Below are 17,698 nucleotides of genomic sequence, written 5' to 3' on the forward strand. Positions count from 1 at the left end.
TGAATCAAGCCCTTATAGCATGGTCCGCACCTGTTCCCTAGACAACGAGTGCGCCCCCATGAGCAAGACTTTCAGAATCGCCGCCATCCCCGGTGACGGCATCGGCAACGAAGTGCTTCCCGAAGGTATCCGCGTGGTCGAGGCCGCCGCCCGCAAGCATGGCCTGGACATCAACATCGAATACTTCGAGTGGGCCAGCTGCGACTACTACCTGGCCCACGGCAAGATGATGCCCGACGACTGGTTCGAGCAGCTCAAGGACTTCGACGCCCTGTACTTCGGCGCGGTCGGCTGGCCGGACAAGGTCCCGGACCACATTTCCCTGTGGGGCTCGCTGCTCAAGTTCCGCCGCGACTTCGACCAGTACGTGAACATCCGTCCGGTGCGCCTGTTCCCCGGCGTACCCTGCCCGCTGGCGAACAAGCAGCCTGGTGACATCGACTTCGTGGTGATCCGCGAGAACACCGAGGGCGAGTACTCGTCCCTGGGCGGTCGCATGTTCGAAGGCACCGACAACGAGTTCGTCCTGCAGGAATCGGTGTTCACCCGCCGTGGTGTCGACCGCATCCTCAAGTACGCCTTCGACGTGGCCCAGACCCGCGAGCGCAAGCACGTCACCTCGGCGACCAAGTCCAACGGCATGGCCGTGAGCATGCCCTACTGGGACGAGCGCACCGCCGCCATGGCGGCCAATTATCCGGAAATCAGCTGGGACAAGCAGCACATTGATATCCTCTGCGCCCGCTTCGTGCTGCAGCCGGAGCGCTTCGACGTGGTAGTGGCTTCCAACCTGTTCGGCGACATCCTCTCCGACCTGGGCCCTGCTTGCGCCGGCACCATCGGCATCGCGCCGTCGGCCAACCTCAACCCGGAGCGCAAGTTCCCGTCGCTGTTCGAACCGGTCCACGGTTCGGCCCCGGACATCTACGGCAAGAACATCGCCAACCCGATCGCGATGATCTGGTCCGGCGCGCTGATGCTCGAGTTCCTCGGCAACGACGGCGCCGACCCACGCTACCGCGCCGCCCACGACGACATCCTCAAGGCCATCGAGCAAGTCATCGCCGCAGGGCAAACCACCCGCGACATGGGCGGCCAGCAGTCCACCCAGCAGGTGGGCCAGGCGATCACCGCACTGATCGAAGGTTGATAGCACGGGGCCGATTATCAGAATTGTCTGACAAATCGGCCCCGTCCCTCTTGCGAGCGGGTTGGATTGTATGCAAAATCTGTTAACCCAAAGATTCACGTTAACCATAAGTTAACAACCAAGGAAGGAGCGGTACCGCAACACCCCGGTTTGCCTGCCGGGTATAGATAAGTACGCCAACGTCCAGGAGACGATGATGTCGCACAAGAATAAAAAGATTGATGTGTTTTTGATCACCGTGAGCCTGATAGCCGTGCTGCTCACCGTGATCGGCCTTGCAGTGTTCCCGGCCCAGGCCGAAAACGCCGCCAACCAGTTGTTCGAACTGTCCACCCGCACCTTCGGCACCAGTGTCCAGGTCCTGGTGTTCGGCAGCTCCCTGGCCGTGCTGTACCTGGCGTTCAGCAAATACGGCAACATCCGCCTGGGCAGTGGCAAACCCGAATACGCCACCGCCACCTGGGTGTTCATGTTCATCTGCGCCGGCATGGGTTCCTCGACCCTCTACTGGGGCGTGATGGAATGGGCCTACTACTACCAGACCCCGGGCCTGAACATCGCCGCCGCCACCCCCAAGGCGCTCGAGTACAGCGTCGGCTACTCGTTCTTCCACTGGGGCATCAGCGCCTGGTCGATCTATGCCCTGGCCTCGCTGGCCATGGCCTACCACTTCCATGTGCGCAAGAAGAGCGGCCTGAACCTGGCCTCGATCGTCGAGGCCGTCACCGGCTTCAAGGCCACCGGCCCGGTCGGCCGTACGGTCGACCTGATCTTCCTGCTGACCATGATGGGCGCCCTGACCGTTTCCCTGGCCCTCACCGCCTCGACCCTGACCCGCGGCCTGCATGACCTCACCGGCACCCCTGACACCTTCACCGTGCAACTGATGGTGATCGGCGCGGTGGCGATCATGTTCTCGCTCAGCTCCTACATCGGCATCGATGGCGGCCTGCAGCGCCTGAGCAAGATGGTCTGCATCGGCGCCCTGGTGTTTGCCGCGGTGGTACTGCTGGTCGGCCCGACCCAGTTCACCATCAACAACACCGCCAACTCCATTGGCCTGATGATCCAGAACTACGTGCACATGAGCCTGTTCACCGACCCGGCCGGCGACGGTGCCTTCACCCGCAACTGGACGGTGTTCTACTGGCTGTGGTGGGTGTCCTACGCCCCGGGCGTGGCCATGTTCGTGACCCGCGTGTCGCGCGGCCGGCAGATCAAGGAAGTGGTGTTCGCCCTGCTGATGGGCGGCAGCTTCGGTTGCTGGTTCTTCTTCGGCGCCCTGGAAAGCTACAGCATGCACCAGTTCATCACCGGCGCCGTGGACGTGCCGAAGATGCTCAGCGAGCAAGGCGGCGAATCGGCGGTGACCCACCTGCTGCTGGCCCTGCCGTGGGGTCAGGTGTTCCTGGGCGTCTACCTGTTCATCATGGCGATCTTCTGCGCCTCGCACATGGACGCCGCGGCCTATGCCGTTGCCGCCACCAGCACCCGCAACCTGAGTGAAGGCGACGACCCGACGCCGACCCACCGCCTGTTCTGGTGCGTGGTGCTGACCCTGGTGCCGCTGGCCATGCTGTTCGCCAAGGCTTCGCTGTCGACCATGAAAACCGCCGTGGTGCTGACCGCCATCCCGTTCATGGTGATCCTGCTGGTGAAGATCTACGGCTTCTTCAAATGGATGGTGCAGGACTACGGCCAGGTGCCGGCCTACAAAATCGAGGAAGAAGCGGCACGCCTGGCCGGTGAAGAACCGCAACACCAGATACCACGCAGCGCCGCCGCCGTGCACTGATGAGACGGTAGGAGCGGGCTTGCCCCGCGATGAGGCCCACCTTGCTGGCCTCATCGCGGCACAAGGCCGCTCCTACAGAGAACGCGCCAAATTTTTTTGCCTGATTTGTTAACTGATAGATACGCGTTAACCAATAAATAAAACCGAGCTTGTGAGAGAACCGATCATGAATGACTTCAAACGCCTGCCCGCCGACTTCTGCGCCAACGCCGACGAGGCGTTCACCATCCCGGCCAGCTTCTACACCCAGGCCGCGGTGTTCGAGCACGAGAAGGAAGCCATCTTCGCCCGCAGCTGGATCTGTGTCGGTCACCGCAGCGAAGTGGCCGAGAACAACGCCTACATCACCCGCGAAGTGATCGGCGAAAGCATCATCGTCGTGCGTGGCCGCGACAGCGTGCTGCGCGCCTTCTACAACGTCTGCCCACACCGTGGCCACCAGCTGCTCGAAGGCAGCGGCAAGGCCAAGAACGTCATCACTTGCCCGTACCACGCCTGGACCTTCAAGCTCGACGGCGACCTGGCCCACGCCCGTAACTGCGACAACGTGGTGAACTTCGACAAGGAAAACTCCTCGCTGGTGCAACTGCGCGTCGAAGAGTACGCAGGCTTCATCTTCATCAACATGGACATGGATGCCGGCTCCGTCGAAGACCAGCTGCCAGGCCTGCAAAAACGCATGCGCGAAGCCTGCGCGGTGATCGACGACCTGCACCTGGCCGCGCGCTTTGTCAGCGACACCCCGGCCAACTGGAAGTCGATCGTTGACAACTACCTGGAGTGCTACCACTGCGCGCCGGCCCACCCGGGCTTCTCCGACTCGGTGGACGTCGGCCAGTACAGCCACAGCACCCACGGCAACTGGACCCTGCAATACGGTCTGGCCAAGCCGTCGGAGCAGTCGTTCAAGTTCGATGAAAGCGTCAAGGACCCCTCCTTCGCCGGTTTCTGGGCCTGGCCGTGCACCATGTTCAACGTGCCGCCAGGAGCGAACTTCATGACCGTGATCTACGAGTTCCCGGTCGATGCCGAAACCACCCTGCAGCACTACGACATCTACTTCCTCAACAAGGACATCACCGAGGAGCAGCAAAAGCTCATCGACTGGTACCGCGAAGTGTTCCGCCCGGAAGACCTGCGCCTGGTCGAAAGCGTGCAGAAGGGCCTCAAGTCCCGCGGCTACCGCGGCCAGGGCCGGATCATGGCCGACCGTCAGCGCAGCGGCATGAGCGAGCATGGCATCGCCCACTTCCACAACCTGATCGCCGTCGCCCACCTCGACTGATAACCCCCGCCGCAGGCCCTCATGCCTGCGGCGGTCTTCGGAGTGCCTTGCATGCAACTCAATGACAACACCCTGCTGCGCCAGCAAGCCTACATCGATGGGCGCTGGTGCGATGCCGACGACGGTCGCAGCCTGGCGGTGAGCGACCCGGCCAACGGCACGCTGCTGGGCCATGTGCCCTTGATGGGCGGCGCCGAAGCCGAGCGCGCCATCGAAGCCGCCGAAGCGGCCCTGGCCGACTGGCGCGGGCGTACCGCCAAGGACCGCGCGCAAGTCCTGCGCCGCTGGTTCGAACTGCTGCTCGAACACGAGCAGGACCTGGCCCGCCTGATGACCTTCGAACAGGGCAAGCCGCTGCACGAAGCCCTGGGCGAAATCCGCTATGCCGCCTCCTTCGTCGAGTGGTTCGCCGAGGAAGGCAAGCGCGTCTACGGCGATGTGATCCCAAGCCCGGCCAACGACAAGCGCCTGCTGGTGATCAAGCAAGGCATCGGCGTGTGCACCGCGATCACCCCGTGGAACTTCCCGGCGGCGATGATCACCCGCAAGGTCGCCCCGGCGTTGGCCGCAGGCTGCACCATGGTGGTCAAGCCGGCCAACGAAACCCCCTTCTGCGCCCTGGCCCTGGCTGAGCTTGCCGAACGTGCCGGCGTACCGGCCGGCGTGTTCAGCGTGGTCACCGGCGATGCGCCGGCCATCGGCGCGGTCTTCACCAGCCACCCGTCGGTGCGCAAGTTGAGCTTCACCGGCTCCACCCCGGTGGGCCGCCTGCTCATGGGCCAGTGCGCCAGCACCATCAAGAAGGTCAGCCTGGAACTGGGCGGCAACGCGCCGTTCATTGTCTTCGCCGATGCCGACATCGATGCCGCCGTGGAAGGCGCGCTGATCGCCAAGTACCGCAACGCCGGCCAGACCTGCGTGTGCGTCAACCGCTTCTACATCCATGACAGCGTCTACGCGCAGTTCAGCGAACGCTTCGTCGAGCGCGTGCGCGAGCTTGGCGTCGGTCACGGCAGCGAACAAGGCACGCAGATCGGCCCGCTGATCACCGACAAGGCGGTGGCCAAGGTCCGCAGCCTGATCGACGACGCCGTGGGCAAAGGCGCCGAACTGGTGCTGGGCGGCCAGGCCCACGCCCTGGGCGGCAACTTCTTCGAGCCGACCGTGCTGGCCAATGTCGGCCCGGGCATGGACCTGCTGGACGAAGAAATCTTCGGCCCGGTGGCGGCGCTGGTGCGCTTCAGCCGCGACGAAGAAGTCATCGCCCTGGCCAACGCCACCCAGTACGGCCTGGCGGCCTACTTCTACAGCCGCGATATCGCCCGGGTGTTCAAGGTCGCCGAGCAGCTGGAGTACGGCATGGTCGGCATCAACACCGGGCTGATCTCCAACGAGGTCGCGCCGTTCGGTGGCATCAAGCAATCGGGCCTGGGCCGTGAAGGCTCCAAGTACGGCATCGAGGATTATCTGGAAATCAAATACCTGTGCCTCGCCGTCTGATCGAGCGCCAGGTTCCGGGACGCGGCAGGGCCTGCCGCGCGCCCTTGCAGTCGAGGTGAAACATGGCCAACAAATATGAAATGTTCAACGTCCGCGTCACCGACGTGCAACAGGCCACGCCGCTGATCAAGCGCTTTACCCTGGCCCGCGAAGATGGCGCCGCGATGCCCGCCTTCACCGGCGGCAGCCACGTCATCGTGCAGATGCAGGGCGCCGACGGCAGCCAGTTCAGCAACGCCTACTCGCTGATGAGCGACCCGCGTGATACCCGCAGCTACCAGATCGGCGTGCGCCTGGAAGAGCAGTCCAAGGGCGGCTCGGCGTTCATGCACCAGCAAGTGGACGTGGGCACGCAACTGACCATCTCGACGCCGAACAACCTGTTCGCCCTGGACCCCAGCGCCGGTCGCCATGTGCTGATCGCCGGCGGCATCGGCATCACCCCGTTCATGGCCCAGCTGCACGAGCTTGAAGGCGGCAGCGCCGACTACGAGCTGCACTATGCCTTCCGCGCCCCGGAGCACGGTGCGTTCCAGGATCAACTGGAAAGCGGCCCGCATGCCGGCAACACCCGTTTCTACATCGACAGCCTCGACCGCAAGCTCGACCTGGCCGCCCTCTGCGCCGGCCTGGCTGACGATGCCCACCTGTATGTCTGCGGTCCCAAGCCGCTGATCGACGCGGTGATCGCCACCGCCGCCCAGGCCGGTATCGCCGAGCAGCGCGTGCACTGGGAACAGTTCGCCGCCGCCCCGGTGACCGGCGCTGCGTTCACCGTGGTCCTGGCGCGCTCCGGCACCGAGCTGCAGGTGGAAGAAGGCATGACCATCCTCCAGGCCATCGAGAAGTCCAAGGCCGCCAAGGTCGAATGCCTGTGCCGCGAAGGCGTGTGCGGCACCTGCGAGACGGCGATTCTCGAAGGCGAGGCCGAGCACTTCGACCAGTACCTGAGCGATGACGAGAAAGCCGCGCAGCAGAGCATGATGCTCTGTGTATCGCGGGCGCGTTCGGCGCGCCTGGTGCTGGACCTGTAGCTTGTGGGAGCGGGCTTGCCCCGCGATGCGATGTGGCTGACTGCATGCAATCGCGGGGCAAGCCCGCTCCTACAGGGGTTGACCGCGATGACATTGATCGTCAACCCAAAGTTAACGGGTTATGTATACTGGCAGGCTCTTGGCCCCGATCAGGACACCCTGCCCCATGACCGAAAACAGTTTCGCCTTTCGCCTCAAGGAACTGCTCGAGCATCACAAGCTGACCCTGCAAGCCGTCGGCACGGCCTTGGGGATCTCGCGCACGGCCGTGCACAAATGGACCCGGGGCGGCGAGATCGACTACGACAACCTGCGCAAGCTGGCCGAGTTCCTCAAGGTCAACTGGATCTGGTTGCGCTACGGCGAAGAGGCGCTGCAGAACGTCCAGCAGCACCAGGTGGTCGAACTGCCGATGACCGACCTGCGCCGGCGCTACACCGCCGAGATCATGGAAAGCGAAACGCGCATGAAGCTGGCCCAGGAAGGCGCGCGCATCGTCACCTGGGAATGGAACCTGATCAGCGACGAGGTCACCTACTCGCCCAACGTCGAGCAGGTCTACGGCTGGCCGGTGGCCCGCAACGAAGACTTCTGGGTGCACCTGCCCGAAGAAGACGTCAAGCACATGCAGCAGCTGTACGCCCAGGCCATCGCCTCAGGCACCGGTTGCGAATGCGACTTTCGCATCACCCGCCCCGATGGCCAGCAGCGCTGGATCGCCTCGCGCGCCACGGTGGTGCGCGACAGCGTCGGGCGGCCGGTGAAGATGGTCGGCATCAGCATGGACAACACCGAGCGCATGGTCGCCGAAGCCGAGCTGCGCAACAGCGAGGAGCGCTTTCGCGCCATCTTCGAACTGGCCTGGGGTGCCCTGGCCTATATCGACCCCGATGGCAGCTGGCAGCGGGTCAACAGCAGCCTGTGCGAGCTGCTGGGCTACAGCGCCGAAGAACTGTACGGCATGACCTTCCAGCAACTGACCCATCCCGACGACCTGGGCCCCAACCTGCAGTTGCTCGACCGCCTGCTGGCGGGGGAAATCGCCCGTTACGAGGTGCAAAAGCGCGTGCGCCACAAGGACGGTCGCTACATCTGGGTTCGTGCCCGCACCGCCCTGCAGCGCCGCCACGACGGTGAGCCGGAACACCTGATCAGCGTGTTCGAGGACATCGGCGCCGAGCGCTGCGAACATGAGCGCCTGGAAGCGCACATCGCCGGGCTCGAAGCGCGCCTGGCCCGGCAGAACGCCTAGAATCACCTCACCCTTTGCGGAGGAACACGGATGCTTCCGGCAACTTCGACGCGTTCGGACCGGGCCCTGCAGGTCGAGCGCCTGCGCGGCAAGGTCGGCCTGTACTTCGTCGCCGCCCTGTCGGTGCTGGCCGGCATGACCGACGCCATCGGCTTCATGGCCACCGGTGATTTCGTCTCGTTCATGAGCGGCAACACCACCCGCCTGGCGGTGTCGCTGGGCCAGGGTGAACTGGGCCTGGTGCTGCGCATCGGCGCCCTGCTGCTGGCCTTCGTGGTAGGCAATGCCCTGGGCGTGTTGATCGCCCGCAAGAGTGGCCGCCGGCCCTGGCCGCTGCTGACCATCATTGCCGCCCTGCTGGCCCTGGCCGGCCTGTTGCCGAGTGCCTGGCAGCTGCCTGCGCTGATCGCGGCGGTTACCGCCATGGGCATGATCAACGTGGTGGTCGAAGAAGTGAACGGCCTGCCGATCGGCCTGACCTACGTCACCGGCGCCCTGTCGCGTTTCGGCCGCGGCCTTGGCCGGACGCTGCTGGGCGAGCGCCGGCACGGTTGGCGGGTGCAGCTGATTCCCTGGACCGGGATGTTCGCCGGCGCCATTGCCGGGGTGCTGCTGGAACAGGCCTTCGACCTCGCCGCGCTGCTGTTCAGCGCCCTGCTGGCCCTGGCGCTGGGGGTGGTCTCGGTGAAGATCCCCCGGCGCTGGCAACTGCGCTACATGCCGCGCTGACGCTTTACAAGCAGGTCGCCAGTGCCGCCATGCGCCGCAGCGCGACGCTGTCGTTCTTCTTCGCGTAGTAGCTGACCGCCGTGGTCGCCCCTTGCCCCTGGATGTCGGCGAAGGATTCGGCTTCGCGGGTGTAGACGGTGAAACCGCCCTGTTTGTTCGGCTCCAGGTAGCCGCTGGCATCGACGCCGAACACGTCTTCGTCCTGCCAGCCGAACTGGATGCACTGGGCCACACGGTCGGCCGGCTTGCTCGAGGTGAAGCTCTTGTTCGGCGCCTTGGCCCGGGCCGCCTCCATGGCCGAAGACGCACAACCGGCCAACAACGCTGCAGCGACCACCGCCATTACTACCCGCATGACACACCCTCGTCGGAAAAAACGCCGACTGTAGCATTGCCGGCGCCTCACGTCCTGGCGTCGTCAACGCGCCTTGCGCGGGATCACAGCTGTCGCCCCAGGGCATTGAGCGTGCGCAGCACCAGGGCACAGCCACGGCGGGTGTCCGGTTCACGCAACAGCGTCAGCAGGCCGTACAGGTTGGGGGGTTCGCTGTCCTTGCGGGTCTGGGCCGTGGCCAGGCGCACGGCATTGCCCAGGTTCCAGCTCAGGGCCGTGGCCTGCTCGAACTGCACCGAGAGCTTTTCGACCATGGCCGCATCGAGCAGATCGACCAGGTCGGACAGCAATGATGCCAGGTCGACCAGGTTGTCCAGGCGCCCACCATCGAGCAAGGGTTGCAGCTTGTGCACCAAGGCTTCCAGGCCCGGGTTCTCGCCCTGCACGACGAGGGTATCGGTCACGTCCATCTCCATCAGCTCCTCCCGGGTGTCGGGTCACAGCATGCCGCGGGCTACGGCCCAGTACAGGCCACGGTTGAATCCATTCCTGAGCAGCCCGCCAAGCTTGGTCGGTGGCGTGGGCAGCACATCGTGACGGTAGTCGTAGGTCAGCGGCATGCCGGCGTTCAGGCCCATCTGTGCGGCGGCCTGGACCTTGCCGTCGTACACCGCCACCGTTTTGCCCAGGCGAATCTCGCCAGCAATGTTGTCGGCGATCACCGGCGCCTGGTTGTGACAGGCGCCGCCGGCCTTGCTCACCGGCAGGTCGACGGTGTCGCCGATCACGTACACCCCTTCCAGACCATAGACCTGCAAGGTTTCATGGTTGGTCGGCAGCCAGCCTTCCTGGTTCGCGGCCTGGGACACGCCGCTTGCCAGCACCGCGTCCACCGCACGGATGGGCGGTGTGGCCATGAGGATGTCGTAGGGTTGCGCATCGCCCTCTTCGGAGTAGGCGATGCGCTGCTCGGGATCGACCTTGGCGAGGGTGAAGCCGCGCTGAAAGTGAATGTTCTTGCGGGCGAACAGACCCGGCAGGATCTCGCCGGTGGGCCGCTGCAGGAACAGGCAGTTGCGCAGCAGCTGGGCGGTGGTCGGGTAGGTGTAGATGATCTCGACCTTGTCCCGTACCCCACGGCGGCGCAGGTAGTCGTCGAGCATCAGGGTGGTTTCCACCGGCGCGATGCCGCATTGATGCGGCACGTTCGGCGTTTGCGGAAAGCTCACGGTAATGAAGATCCGCCCCTTTTCGATGCTTGCCAGGCGCCGGGCCAGCTGGCGCGCCGGCTCATACTGGTAGAAATGATCACCACCCTGGGAGAGCCCTTCGATGCGTTCGGGGGCCGGCACACAACCGGTGGCGATCACCAGGAAGTCATAGCCGAAGCGCTTGCCGCTGCGGGTATGCAGCGTCTGCGCGGCGAAGTCGAAGCGGGTGACGTCCTGCACCTGGAAGTCGATTTCCGGGCGCAGCAAGCTGCGTTCGGGGCGCTTGAGTTCTTCCTGGAAGAACAGGTCGAAGGCCACATACATGAACGCCGGCTTGTAGTAGTGATCGGGTGAGTTGGACAGCAGCGTGATACGCACCTGGTCGCGCAGGATCTCCGGATAGAGCTTGCCGACCAGTTGATTGGCGAGCATGGTGCCGCCGACGCCACCACCCACGATAAGAATATGCTTTGCCATGAGTACGCTTCCCTGCGAACGAATCCTGACCGCTTCGCGGGCTATAGTCAGAGAAGCCTCAACGCCACGCCAATAACCCTTGGCTATAGGGGTTACTCCCATGTGTGGAAGACTCAGCCAGTACCACGGCATCCATGATTTCGTCGATGCCCTGAGCATGCCCGGCGCCCTGGCCAACGAGGTCGGCGAGCAGCCGCTTGAGCGCTACAACGTGGCGCCGAGCACCCAGGTTGCCGTGATCACGGCGCAAGCAGCCCGTTGGCTGCGCTGGGGCTGGCGCCCGCACTGGGCCCGGGACCGGGCGCCGCCGATCAATGCCCGGGTGGAAAAGGTCGCCCATTCGCCCTACTTCCGGGCGATCTGGGGGCATCGCTTGATCGTGCCGGTGGATGGCTGGTTCGAATGGGTCGACGAAGGCGGGCCGAAAAAGCAGCCCTGGTACATCCATCGCCGCGACGGCCTGCCGGTGTTCTGTGCCGGCATCGGGCAGTGGGGTGTGGGGGAGGATGACGGCTTTGTCATCATTACCGCCGACAGTGCCGGTGGCATGGTGGATATCCATGACCGCCGACCGGTTGCCCTGGCGCCGGAGCTGGCCCGGGACTGGCTCAATCCCGACTGCGACAAGGCCCAGGCCGAGCAGATGCTGCTGAACCTTGGCGAGCCGGCCGAAGCGTTCGACTGGTACCGGGTCGACAAGGCGGTGGGCAATGTGCGCAACCAGGGGGCCGGGTTGATCAGGGCCGCCCTGTAGCGCGGCCGATCGCAGGCTGCGCCAGCTCCCACAATGTGAACTGCCCCAGTTCAATGTCCGCCCCCCTGTGGGAGCTGGCGAAGCCTGCGATGGGCTGCGCAGCAGCCCCAAATCAATGAACCACCCTGCACTTTCTGCCAGACTCTCGGGCGTGTACGTATCAGGAAGATCGCATGAACCACGAATTGCTCTGGGTGCTGGGCCTGCTGTTGACCAGCGTTGTCCTGTTCATCATCAACCGGCCACGCATGGATGTGGTCGCCCTGCTGATGATCGTGGCCCTGCCGCTGACCGGCATTCTCAGCGTCCAGGAAGCCCTGGCCGGCTTCAGCGACCCCAACGTGGTACTGATCGCCGCGTTGTTCGTCATCGGCGAAGGCCTGGTGCGCACCGGCATCGCCTACCGCATCGGTGAATGGATGGCCGACCGCGCCGGCAACAGCGAGGTGCGCCTGCTGGTGCTGTTGATGGTCTGCGTGGCCGGGCTCGGCTCGGTGATGAGCTCCACCGGTGTGGTCGCCATCTTTATCCCGGTGGTGCTCAGCATCGCCGCGCGCATGAAGGTCTCGCCCAGTCGGCTGATGATGCCGCTGAGCTTCGCCGGCCTGATCAGCGGCATGCTCAGCCTGGTGGCCACGCCACCGAACGTGGTGGTGCACAGTGAGCTGGTGCGCCACGGTGAAAGTGGCTTCAGCTTTTTCAGCTTCACCCCCTTTGGCCTGGTGATCCTGGCCCTGGGTGTCGGCTATATGCTGCTGACCCGCCACTGGCTCAGCGGCGAGGTGCGCAAGGATGGCAGCCCGCAAACCCGCCGCACCCTGCTCGACCTGGTCATCGACTACAAGCTGGCCGGCCGCGAACGGCGCTTGCGGGTGCGCCCGGACTCGCCGCTGATCGGCCACAGCCTGAGCGAGCTGAAGCTGCGCACCGTGCATGGCGCCAACGTGGTCGGCATCGAGCGCCAGCACAAGTTCACCACCCGGGTGATCAGCCCCGACTCCAGCACCACGGTGCACGAGGGCGACGTGCTGCTGCTCGACCTGTTCGCCCCGCGCGACGACCTGCGCAGCCTGTGCCAGAGCATGAAACTCGAACCGCTGCACTTCAAGGCCGCCTATTTCATCGATCAGTCCCACGCCGTGGGCATGGCCGAGGTGTCGGTGGTGCCCGGCTCGCAACTGATCGGCAAAAGCGTGCTGGAGCTGAATTTTCGCAGCCGCTGGGACCTCAACGTGGTCGGCCTGCGCCGTGGCCAGAACGCCATCGAAGAGCAGTTGGTGGAAGAGAAACTCAAGCTCGGCGATACCCTGCTGGTGATCGGCCCGTGGAAAGCGGTGCGCCAGTTGCAGGCCCAGCCCAGGGATTTCCTGGTCCTGAGCCTGCCGGCGGAAGTGGACAATGTCGCCCCGGCCCTGAACCAGGCGCCTTACGCCCTGCTCAGCCTGGCGGTGATGGTCGGCCTGATGATCAGCGGCGTGGTGCCCAATGTCATCGCCGCCCTGATCGCGTGCCTGTTGATGGGCGCCGGGCGCTGCATCGACATGAACAGCGCCTACCGCGCGATCCACTGGCAGAGCCTGGTGCTGATCGTCGGCATGCTGCCCTTTGCCCTGGCCCTGCAGAAAACCGGCGGCATCGCCCTGGCGGTGAACGCACTGGTGCAGGTGCTGGGCAGCGCCGGGCCGTACATGATCCTGGCCAGCCTGTTCGTCATCACCGCGCTCATCGGCCTGTTCATCTCCAACACCGCCACCGCCGTGCTGATGGCGCCGGTGGCGATCAGCACCGCCGAGCAGCTGGGCGCCTCGCCCTACCCCTTTGCGATGATCGTCGCCCTGGCCGCCTCGGCAGCGTTCATGACGCCGGTGTCGTCGCCGGTGAACACCCTGGTGCTGGGCCCGGGTCAGTACCGCTTCGGCGACTTCGTCAAGGTCGGGGTGCCCTTCACCTTGCTGGTGATGGTGGTCAGCGTGTTCATGGTGCCGTGGATTTTTGCCCTTTGAGCGCGCTGAACTTCTGCGCCTGGAAGGTTTCGGCGGCCTGGCGCCATTCCTGCGCCCAGCCGTCGAGCACCACCTTGAGGTTGTCGGCGGTCATCACCTGCTCGTCGTTCTCCAGCGGCAGGCCGGTGCCCTTGCGCACCACTTCGGCGACCACGGCGCGGCTGCCGCCATCGAGGAAGGCCGCTTCGGTGGCGATCACACTGTCGAGGTCGCGGATGCCGATGGCACTGCTGACCCCGGCGGCCACCAGGGTCACCGGCAGCCATTCGTAATAATGCAGCGCCTGGGTATGGGCGCTGACCGAGGTGATCGCCGGACGCACGATCAGGGTGTTTGGCCCGGGCTGCTCGACCAGGGTCAGGACCTTGCCCAGCTCACGCTTGAGCGCCACGTCGTAGTAGCCGGTCACCGCCTTGAGGGTCGACTCGGGGATTCGCGTACTGGCCTGGGGCACCGGGTAGAACTGGCTCGGCGCGATGTACACCTGGGTGTAGCGCTCCATGTGCAGCTCGGGGCTGATCCAGCGCAGCACCGCGTCACCGGAGGCGGTCTTGTACTCGTTCAACTGGTCATAGTTGCGCAGAAAGCCCGAATACTCCTTGGGCGTGACCCGGTTGTGGCTGCAACCGGTCATCATCAGCGACAGGCACAGCACCGGCGCGATCATCTGCTTACGCATGACAGGCACTCCCGCCGTTTTGCCTGGCCGGCTTTGGCGCCGTGCCGGAGCGTTCGACGTGCAGATGGCCGTTGCCCATGATCCAGTGCACCAGTTCGGTCAGCGGCACCTTGTAGCTGTATTCCATCCATTGGCTGCTGGTGGGGTTGTAGCGCTCGAAGTAGTGGCTGAGCATTACGTGCGTACCGTCCTCACACAGTCCCAGGCGCGAATCCTGATAGCTGAGCAGCGCATTGCGCCACAAGTCCTGGGTGCGCAGGTCGAGGGTCAGCGATTGGCTGCAGTCGAGGCCGTCGATTGGAGGTTGTGCCGGCATGGAGGTATTCCCTTGGTTTGGACTGCCGACAGGATGACTTCGGCGCTTTGCTGGCAGATGTCCGCTTTGTGTCGCGACCGAAGGATTGTTACTCGATTGAAATATATGACCGGCGGCCCAGAATGGTTTTAGATACGCACTTTTCCGGCCCCACTGGACCCCAACGTGAGCAGACTGCTGATCGTCGATGACGACGTGGAAATTTGTGCCCTGCTGAAGAAGTTCTTTGTCATGCACGGCTACGAGGTCGACCTGGCCGCCAATGGCACGGCCATGTGGGCGGCGATCGAACAGCAGCGCCCGGATACCATCATCCTCGACTTGATGCTGCCTGGCGAAAGCGGCCTGACCCTGTGCCAGAAGCTGCGCAGCAGCACCGGCATCCCGATCATCATGCTCACCGCCATGGACGAGCTGAGCGACCGCATCATCGGCCTGGAACTGGGCGCCGACGACTACCTGGGCAAGCCTTTCGACGCCCGCGAACTGCTGGCCCGCCTGCGCGCCGTGCAGCGCCGCGCCGGCGAGCAACTGCGTGCGCAGGTCGAAGAAACCCGGCCACTGATCCGCTTCGACGACTGGCACCTGGATGTCACCCGCCGCGAACTGCGCACCCCGCAAGGCGTCATGGTGCCGCTGTCGGCCGGTGAGTTCGACCTGCTGCTGGTGTTCCTCGAACACCCGCAGCGCATCCTCACCCGCGAGCAATTGATCGACCTGGCCCGCGGCCACGGCCACGAGGCCTACGACCGCAGCATCGACGTGCAGGTCAGCCGCCTGCGGCGCAAGATCGAGCCGGACAGCAAGCGCCCGGCGCTGATCCGTACCGTGCGCAACGGTGGCTATATGTTCGACGCCAAGGTCAGCCGCTGATGATCCGCCTCGACCTTCGCCGTGACGGTATCAGCCGGCGCATCGCCCTGACCATCATCGCCGCCATGCTGATTTCGGTGCTGCTGAACATTCTTTTCGTGCAGGTGGCCGGCGTCTGGGCGCGCCCGCCCCTGAGCAAGACCGGCCTGCTCGAACAAATTGCCGTCACAGCGCGCATGCTCCACGCGGCGCCCCGCGATCAGCGCGAGCTATTGGCCAATGCCGCGAGCAACCCTCAACTGCAGGTGCAGTGGAGCCCGGCGCGAGAACCGCTGGCCCTGCCCGGCACCGGCGAGCCGATCGATATCGGGGCGGTGCCTGAACTGCATGAGCTGTTGGCCATGCGCCCGCTCAGGGTCGAAGGCTTCCAACCTGGCGACTGGCCAGCATCCAGCCCCGATGCCCATTACAAGCTGGTGATGCAGATGGCCGACGGCAGCTGGCTGGCCTTTACCCCGCCGTACCGCAGCTGGGGCCTGAGCACGGGCATGCGCCTGACCATCATCGGCCTCCTGGCGCTGGTCGCCGCCGTGCTGGTGGCCTGGGTCGGCACCCGCCAGCTGGCCGGCCCCTTGCAGCGCTTCGCCCGCGCCGCCCGGCGCTTTGGCAGCGACCTGCGGGCACCGCCCATTCGCCCGGAAGGCCCCCACGAACTGCGCCAGGCCATCACCGCCTTCAACACCATGCAGGCGCAGATCCAGCACTTCATCGCCGAACGCACGCAAATGCTCGCAGCGATTTCCCATGACCTGCGCGCGCCCCTGACCCGCATGCGCCTGCGCGGCGAATTCATTGAAGACCCCGAGCAGCAGCGCAAGCTGTTTCGTGATGTCGATGAAATGCAGCACATGATCAACGCCGCGCTGAGTTTCTTCCGCGACGAGACCCGGCTGGAAACCACCACACCGTTCGACCTCGCCGAGCTGCTGTGGACCCTGGTCGACGACTACCGCGACCAGCAGATCGAAGTGGCGTTCTCGGGGCCGGCAAATCTGGTGTACCAGGGTCGACCACTGGGCCTGAAACGCGCGGTTACAAATTTGATCGACAACGCCGTCAAGTATGCCGGCGCGCCAAAAATCCGCCTGAGCAGCACCGCCCATACCCTGCTGATCGAGATCAGCGACCAGGGTCCGGGCATTCCCGACGCTTCGCTGGAAGAGGTGTTCGTGCCTTTCTTCCGCCTGGAAAGTTCGCGCAACCGCGACACCGGTGGCGTCGGCCTGGGCCTGCCTTCAGCCCGCACAGCCATACGCGAACAGGGCGGCGAGCTGACGTTGCGCAACCAGTCAGGTGGCGGCCTGCTGGCGCGCATCGAGTTGCCGCGGGTGACCGACTGAGTGTTAACGCCCACTTAACTGCACGTCGATACTGTAGGGCTCCTCTCCCTTCAGAAACGTCCTTTGGCCCACCTCGTGTGGGCCTTTTTTTGCCCGGCTGTCCGCCCCCGCCCCCGGGGCTGCGGGAAACAAAATTCTGAATTCGTGGTCAGAGCGTGTAACCTTCCCCCGCTGTGCGGATAAAGGATCCACAGTGCTGAAACACCTGACCCGCTTTGCCCTGCTCGCCACGGTGCTGTCCACAGCCGGTTGCTACTACCACGACTACGACCGTGGCGACTACCGCTACGACCGCGACCATCGCTATTCCCGCGACTGGGATAACGACCGTGATGACCGCGACCACCGCAAGTACAGCAAGCGCTACCGCGATGACGACCGCTATCGCTACTACGACAACGACCATCGTCGCGACCGTGACGATGATGACGACGACGATGACGATTGATCGCCAGCCGCACCCTCTTCTGACCGACTACCGTATTGCCTGAGGTTCACACCATGCGTATCACCATTCCTGCTTTGACGTTGGGTATCCTGCTTTCCCAGGCCGCCATGGCCGATAGCGATTTGAATTCTGCCGTTGGCGGTGGCCTGGGCGGCGCGTTGGGTAACGCGGTCGGCCAGCAGATCGGCGGCAGCACCGGCGCGGCCATTGGTGCCGGCGTTGGCGGCGCGGCCGGCAGCGCCGTCGGCGCGCGCAAGGGCAACCGCACCGAGGCGGCCATTGGCGGTGGCCTGGGCTCGGCCGGTGGTTCGGTGATCGGCAACCAGATCGGCGGCAAGACCGGCTCGACCATCGGCGCGGGCCTGGGCGGCGCCGCCGGTGGTGCCCTGGGCAACCACATCGCCGACAAGGATCGCCACGACTCCGGTGGCAATGACTACAAGCACAAACACAAGCATAAACACAAACACAAGCACGACTGACACCCATGAAAAAGGCCCGCATCAGCGGGCCTTTTT

At 64.6% G+C, this 17,698-nt stretch carries 18 protein-coding genes; 13 read left to right on the forward strand and 5 right to left on the reverse strand.

Features of this window, described 5'->3' with window-relative positions:
- Nucleotides 1-58 precede the first annotated feature (58 nt).
- The 7 genes from M2D63_RS00085 to M2D63_RS00115 all read left to right on the forward strand — a co-directional run bounded on the left by M2D63_RS00085 (nucleotide 59) and on the right by M2D63_RS00115 (nucleotide 8,745).
- The gene (locus M2D63_RS00085) at nucleotides 59-1,150 is read left to right on the forward strand and encodes a tartrate dehydrogenase (RefSeq protein WP_285860631.1); all 1,092 of its coding nucleotides are present in this window, start codon (nucleotides 59-61) and stop codon (nucleotides 1,148-1,150) included.
- Between the two features lie 196 nt (nucleotides 1,151-1,346).
- Nucleotides 1,347-2,945 carry a BCCT family transporter gene (locus tag M2D63_RS00090; RefSeq protein ID WP_285860632.1) on the forward strand — a complete coding sequence of 533 codons (1,599 nt, stop codon included), beginning with the start codon at nucleotides 1,347-1,349 and terminating at the stop codon, nucleotides 2,943-2,945.
- A gap of 166 nt (nucleotides 2,946-3,111) precedes the next feature.
- Nucleotides 3,112-4,230: an aromatic ring-hydroxylating dioxygenase subunit alpha gene (locus M2D63_RS00095; protein ID WP_285860633.1), complete on the forward strand. Its 1,119-nt coding sequence runs from the start codon at nucleotides 3,112-3,114 to the stop codon at nucleotides 4,228-4,230.
- Between the two features lie 51 nt (nucleotides 4,231-4,281).
- Nucleotides 4,282-5,730, forward strand: a complete 1,449-nt coding sequence (locus M2D63_RS00100) for an NAD-dependent succinate-semialdehyde dehydrogenase (protein ID WP_285860634.1) — start codon at nucleotides 4,282-4,284, stop codon at nucleotides 5,728-5,730.
- A gap of 62 nt (nucleotides 5,731-5,792) precedes the next feature.
- Entirely contained in the window at nucleotides 5,793-6,764 is a 972-nt protein-coding gene (locus tag M2D63_RS00105; protein ID WP_285860635.1) for a PDR/VanB family oxidoreductase, read from the forward strand.
- Nucleotides 6,765-6,930: 166 nt separating this feature from the next.
- Nucleotides 6,931-8,016: a PAS domain-containing protein gene (locus tag M2D63_RS00110; RefSeq protein WP_285860636.1), complete on the forward strand. Its 1,086-nt coding sequence runs from the start codon at nucleotides 6,931-6,933 to the stop codon at nucleotides 8,014-8,016.
- 30 nt (nucleotides 8,017-8,046) lie between these two features.
- Complete coding sequence (locus M2D63_RS00115) at nucleotides 8,047-8,745, forward strand: YoaK family protein (protein WP_285860637.1); 699 nt, start codon at nucleotides 8,047-8,049, stop codon at nucleotides 8,743-8,745.
- 4 nt (nucleotides 8,746-8,749) lie between these two features.
- Here M2D63_RS00115 and M2D63_RS00120 read toward each other — a convergent pair whose 3' ends face one another.
- The 3 genes from M2D63_RS00120 to M2D63_RS00130 all read right to left on the reverse strand — a co-directional run bounded on the left by M2D63_RS00120 (nucleotide 8,750) and on the right by M2D63_RS00130 (nucleotide 10,767).
- A complete protein-coding gene (locus tag M2D63_RS00120; RefSeq protein WP_285860638.1) occupies nucleotides 8,750-9,100 on the reverse strand; it encodes a hypothetical protein in 351 nt (116 codons plus the stop codon).
- A gap of 83 nt (nucleotides 9,101-9,183) precedes the next feature.
- Nucleotides 9,184-9,549: a DUF1641 domain-containing protein gene (locus tag M2D63_RS00125; RefSeq protein ID WP_285860639.1), complete on the reverse strand. Its 366-nt coding sequence runs from the start codon at nucleotides 9,547-9,549 to the stop codon at nucleotides 9,184-9,186.
- A 27-nt stretch (nucleotides 9,550-9,576) separates the two neighbouring features.
- Nucleotides 9,577-10,767 (reverse strand): FAD/NAD(P)-binding oxidoreductase, encoded by a 1,191-nt coding sequence (locus tag M2D63_RS00130; protein ID WP_285860641.1) that lies wholly within the window; start codon nucleotides 10,765-10,767, stop codon nucleotides 9,577-9,579.
- Nucleotides 10,768-10,867: 100 nt separating this feature from the next.
- On the opposite strand from M2D63_RS00130, the gene M2D63_RS00135 reads away from it, so the two are divergent.
- On the forward strand, nucleotides 10,868-11,521 hold the full coding sequence (locus tag M2D63_RS00135; protein ID WP_285860642.1) for an SOS response-associated peptidase: 654 nt from the start codon (nucleotides 10,868-10,870) through the stop codon (nucleotides 11,519-11,521).
- 173 nt (nucleotides 11,522-11,694) lie between these two features.
- Nucleotides 11,695-13,524, forward strand: coding sequence for an SLC13 family permease (locus M2D63_RS00140; protein ID WP_285860643.1), 1,830 nt, complete (start codon nucleotides 11,695-11,697; stop codon nucleotides 13,522-13,524).
- On the opposite strand, the gene M2D63_RS00145 is transcribed toward M2D63_RS00140, so the two are convergent.
- Both M2D63_RS00145 and M2D63_RS00150 read right to left on the reverse strand, forming a co-directional pair.
- Complete coding sequence (locus M2D63_RS00145; RefSeq protein WP_285860644.1) at nucleotides 13,496-14,203, reverse strand: DUF3313 domain-containing protein; 708 nt, start codon at nucleotides 14,201-14,203, stop codon at nucleotides 13,496-13,498. The genes M2D63_RS00140 and M2D63_RS00145 overlap by 29 nt on opposite strands.
- Nucleotides 14,196-14,519, reverse strand: a complete 324-nt coding sequence (locus M2D63_RS00150; RefSeq protein WP_285860645.1) for a hypothetical protein — start codon at nucleotides 14,517-14,519, stop codon at nucleotides 14,196-14,198. Before M2D63_RS00150 ends, M2D63_RS00145 begins: the two co-directional genes overlap by 8 nt.
- A 165-nt stretch (nucleotides 14,520-14,684) precedes the next feature.
- Between M2D63_RS00150 and M2D63_RS00155 the strand changes: the two genes are divergently transcribed.
- The 4 genes from M2D63_RS00155 to M2D63_RS00170 all read left to right on the forward strand — a co-directional run bounded on the left by M2D63_RS00155 (nucleotide 14,685) and on the right by M2D63_RS00170 (nucleotide 17,662).
- Nucleotides 14,685-15,392 carry a response regulator gene (locus M2D63_RS00155; protein ID WP_285860646.1) on the forward strand — a complete coding sequence of 236 codons (708 nt, stop codon included), beginning with the start codon at nucleotides 14,685-14,687 and terminating at the stop codon, nucleotides 15,390-15,392.
- A complete protein-coding gene (locus M2D63_RS00160) occupies nucleotides 15,392-16,732 on the forward strand; it encodes an ATP-binding protein (RefSeq protein WP_285860647.1) in 1,341 nt (446 codons plus the stop codon). The genes M2D63_RS00155 and M2D63_RS00160 overlap by 1 nt, the downstream gene beginning before the upstream one ends.
- 193 nt (nucleotides 16,733-16,925) lie before the next feature.
- Nucleotides 16,926-17,180 (forward strand): hypothetical protein, encoded by a 255-nt coding sequence (locus M2D63_RS00165; protein WP_285860648.1) that lies wholly within the window; start codon nucleotides 16,926-16,928, stop codon nucleotides 17,178-17,180.
- 53 nt (nucleotides 17,181-17,233) lie between these two features.
- On the forward strand, nucleotides 17,234-17,662 hold the full coding sequence (locus tag M2D63_RS00170; RefSeq protein WP_285860649.1) for a glycine zipper domain-containing protein: 429 nt from the start codon (nucleotides 17,234-17,236) through the stop codon (nucleotides 17,660-17,662).
- The last annotated feature ends 36 nt before the right edge of the window (nucleotides 17,663-17,698 follow it).

Origin of the sequence: Pseudomonas sp. BJa5 (assembly GCF_030272875.2) — a bacterium.
Lineage (GTDB): Bacteria > Pseudomonadota > Gammaproteobacteria > Pseudomonadales > Pseudomonadaceae > Aquipseudomonas.

Bases quoted from the DNA above. Each gene is read 5' to 3' on its own strand.
- M2D63_RS00100 (WP_285860634.1), top strand. From the start codon at position 4,282: ATGCAACTCAATGACAACACCCTGCTGCGCCAGCAAGCCTACATCGAT.
- M2D63_RS00085 (WP_285860631.1), top strand. From the start codon at position 59: ATGAGCAAGACTTTCAGAATCGCCGCCATCCCCGGTGACGGCATCGGC.
- M2D63_RS00105 (WP_285860635.1), top strand. From the start codon at position 5,793: ATGGCCAACAAATATGAAATGTTCAACGTCCGCGTCACCGACGTGCAA.
- M2D63_RS00145 (WP_285860644.1), bottom strand. From the start codon at position 14,203: ATGCGTAAGCAGATGATCGCGCCGGTGCTGTGCCTGTCGCTGATGATG.
- M2D63_RS00150 (WP_285860645.1), bottom strand. From the start codon at position 14,519: ATGCCGGCACAACCTCCAATCGACGGCCTCGACTGCAGCCAATCGCTG.
- M2D63_RS00110 (WP_285860636.1), top strand. From the start codon at position 6,931: ATGACCGAAAACAGTTTCGCCTTTCGCCTCAAGGAACTGCTCGAGCAT.
- M2D63_RS00090 (WP_285860632.1), top strand. From the start codon at position 1,347: ATGTCGCACAAGAATAAAAAGATTGATGTGTTTTTGATCACCGTGAGC.
- M2D63_RS00170 (WP_285860649.1), top strand. From the start codon at position 17,234: ATGCGTATCACCATTCCTGCTTTGACGTTGGGTATCCTGCTTTCCCAG.
- M2D63_RS00115 (WP_285860637.1), top strand. From the start codon at position 8,047: ATGCTTCCGGCAACTTCGACGCGTTCGGACCGGGCCCTGCAGGTCGAG.
- M2D63_RS00140 (WP_285860643.1), top strand. From the start codon at position 11,695: ATGAACCACGAATTGCTCTGGGTGCTGGGCCTGCTGTTGACCAGCGTT.
- M2D63_RS00160 (WP_285860647.1), top strand. From the start codon at position 15,392: ATGATCCGCCTCGACCTTCGCCGTGACGGTATCAGCCGGCGCATCGCC.
- M2D63_RS00135 (WP_285860642.1), top strand. From the start codon at position 10,868: ATGTGTGGAAGACTCAGCCAGTACCACGGCATCCATGATTTCGTCGAT.
- M2D63_RS00095 (WP_285860633.1), top strand. From the start codon at position 3,112: ATGAATGACTTCAAACGCCTGCCCGCCGACTTCTGCGCCAACGCCGAC.
- M2D63_RS00120 (WP_285860638.1), bottom strand. From the start codon at position 9,100: ATGCGGGTAGTAATGGCGGTGGTCGCTGCAGCGTTGTTGGCCGGTTGT.
- M2D63_RS00130 (WP_285860641.1), bottom strand. From the start codon at position 10,767: ATGGCAAAGCATATTCTTATCGTGGGTGGTGGCGTCGGCGGCACCATG.
- M2D63_RS00125 (WP_285860639.1), bottom strand. From the start codon at position 9,549: ATGGACGTGACCGATACCCTCGTCGTGCAGGGCGAGAACCCGGGCCTG.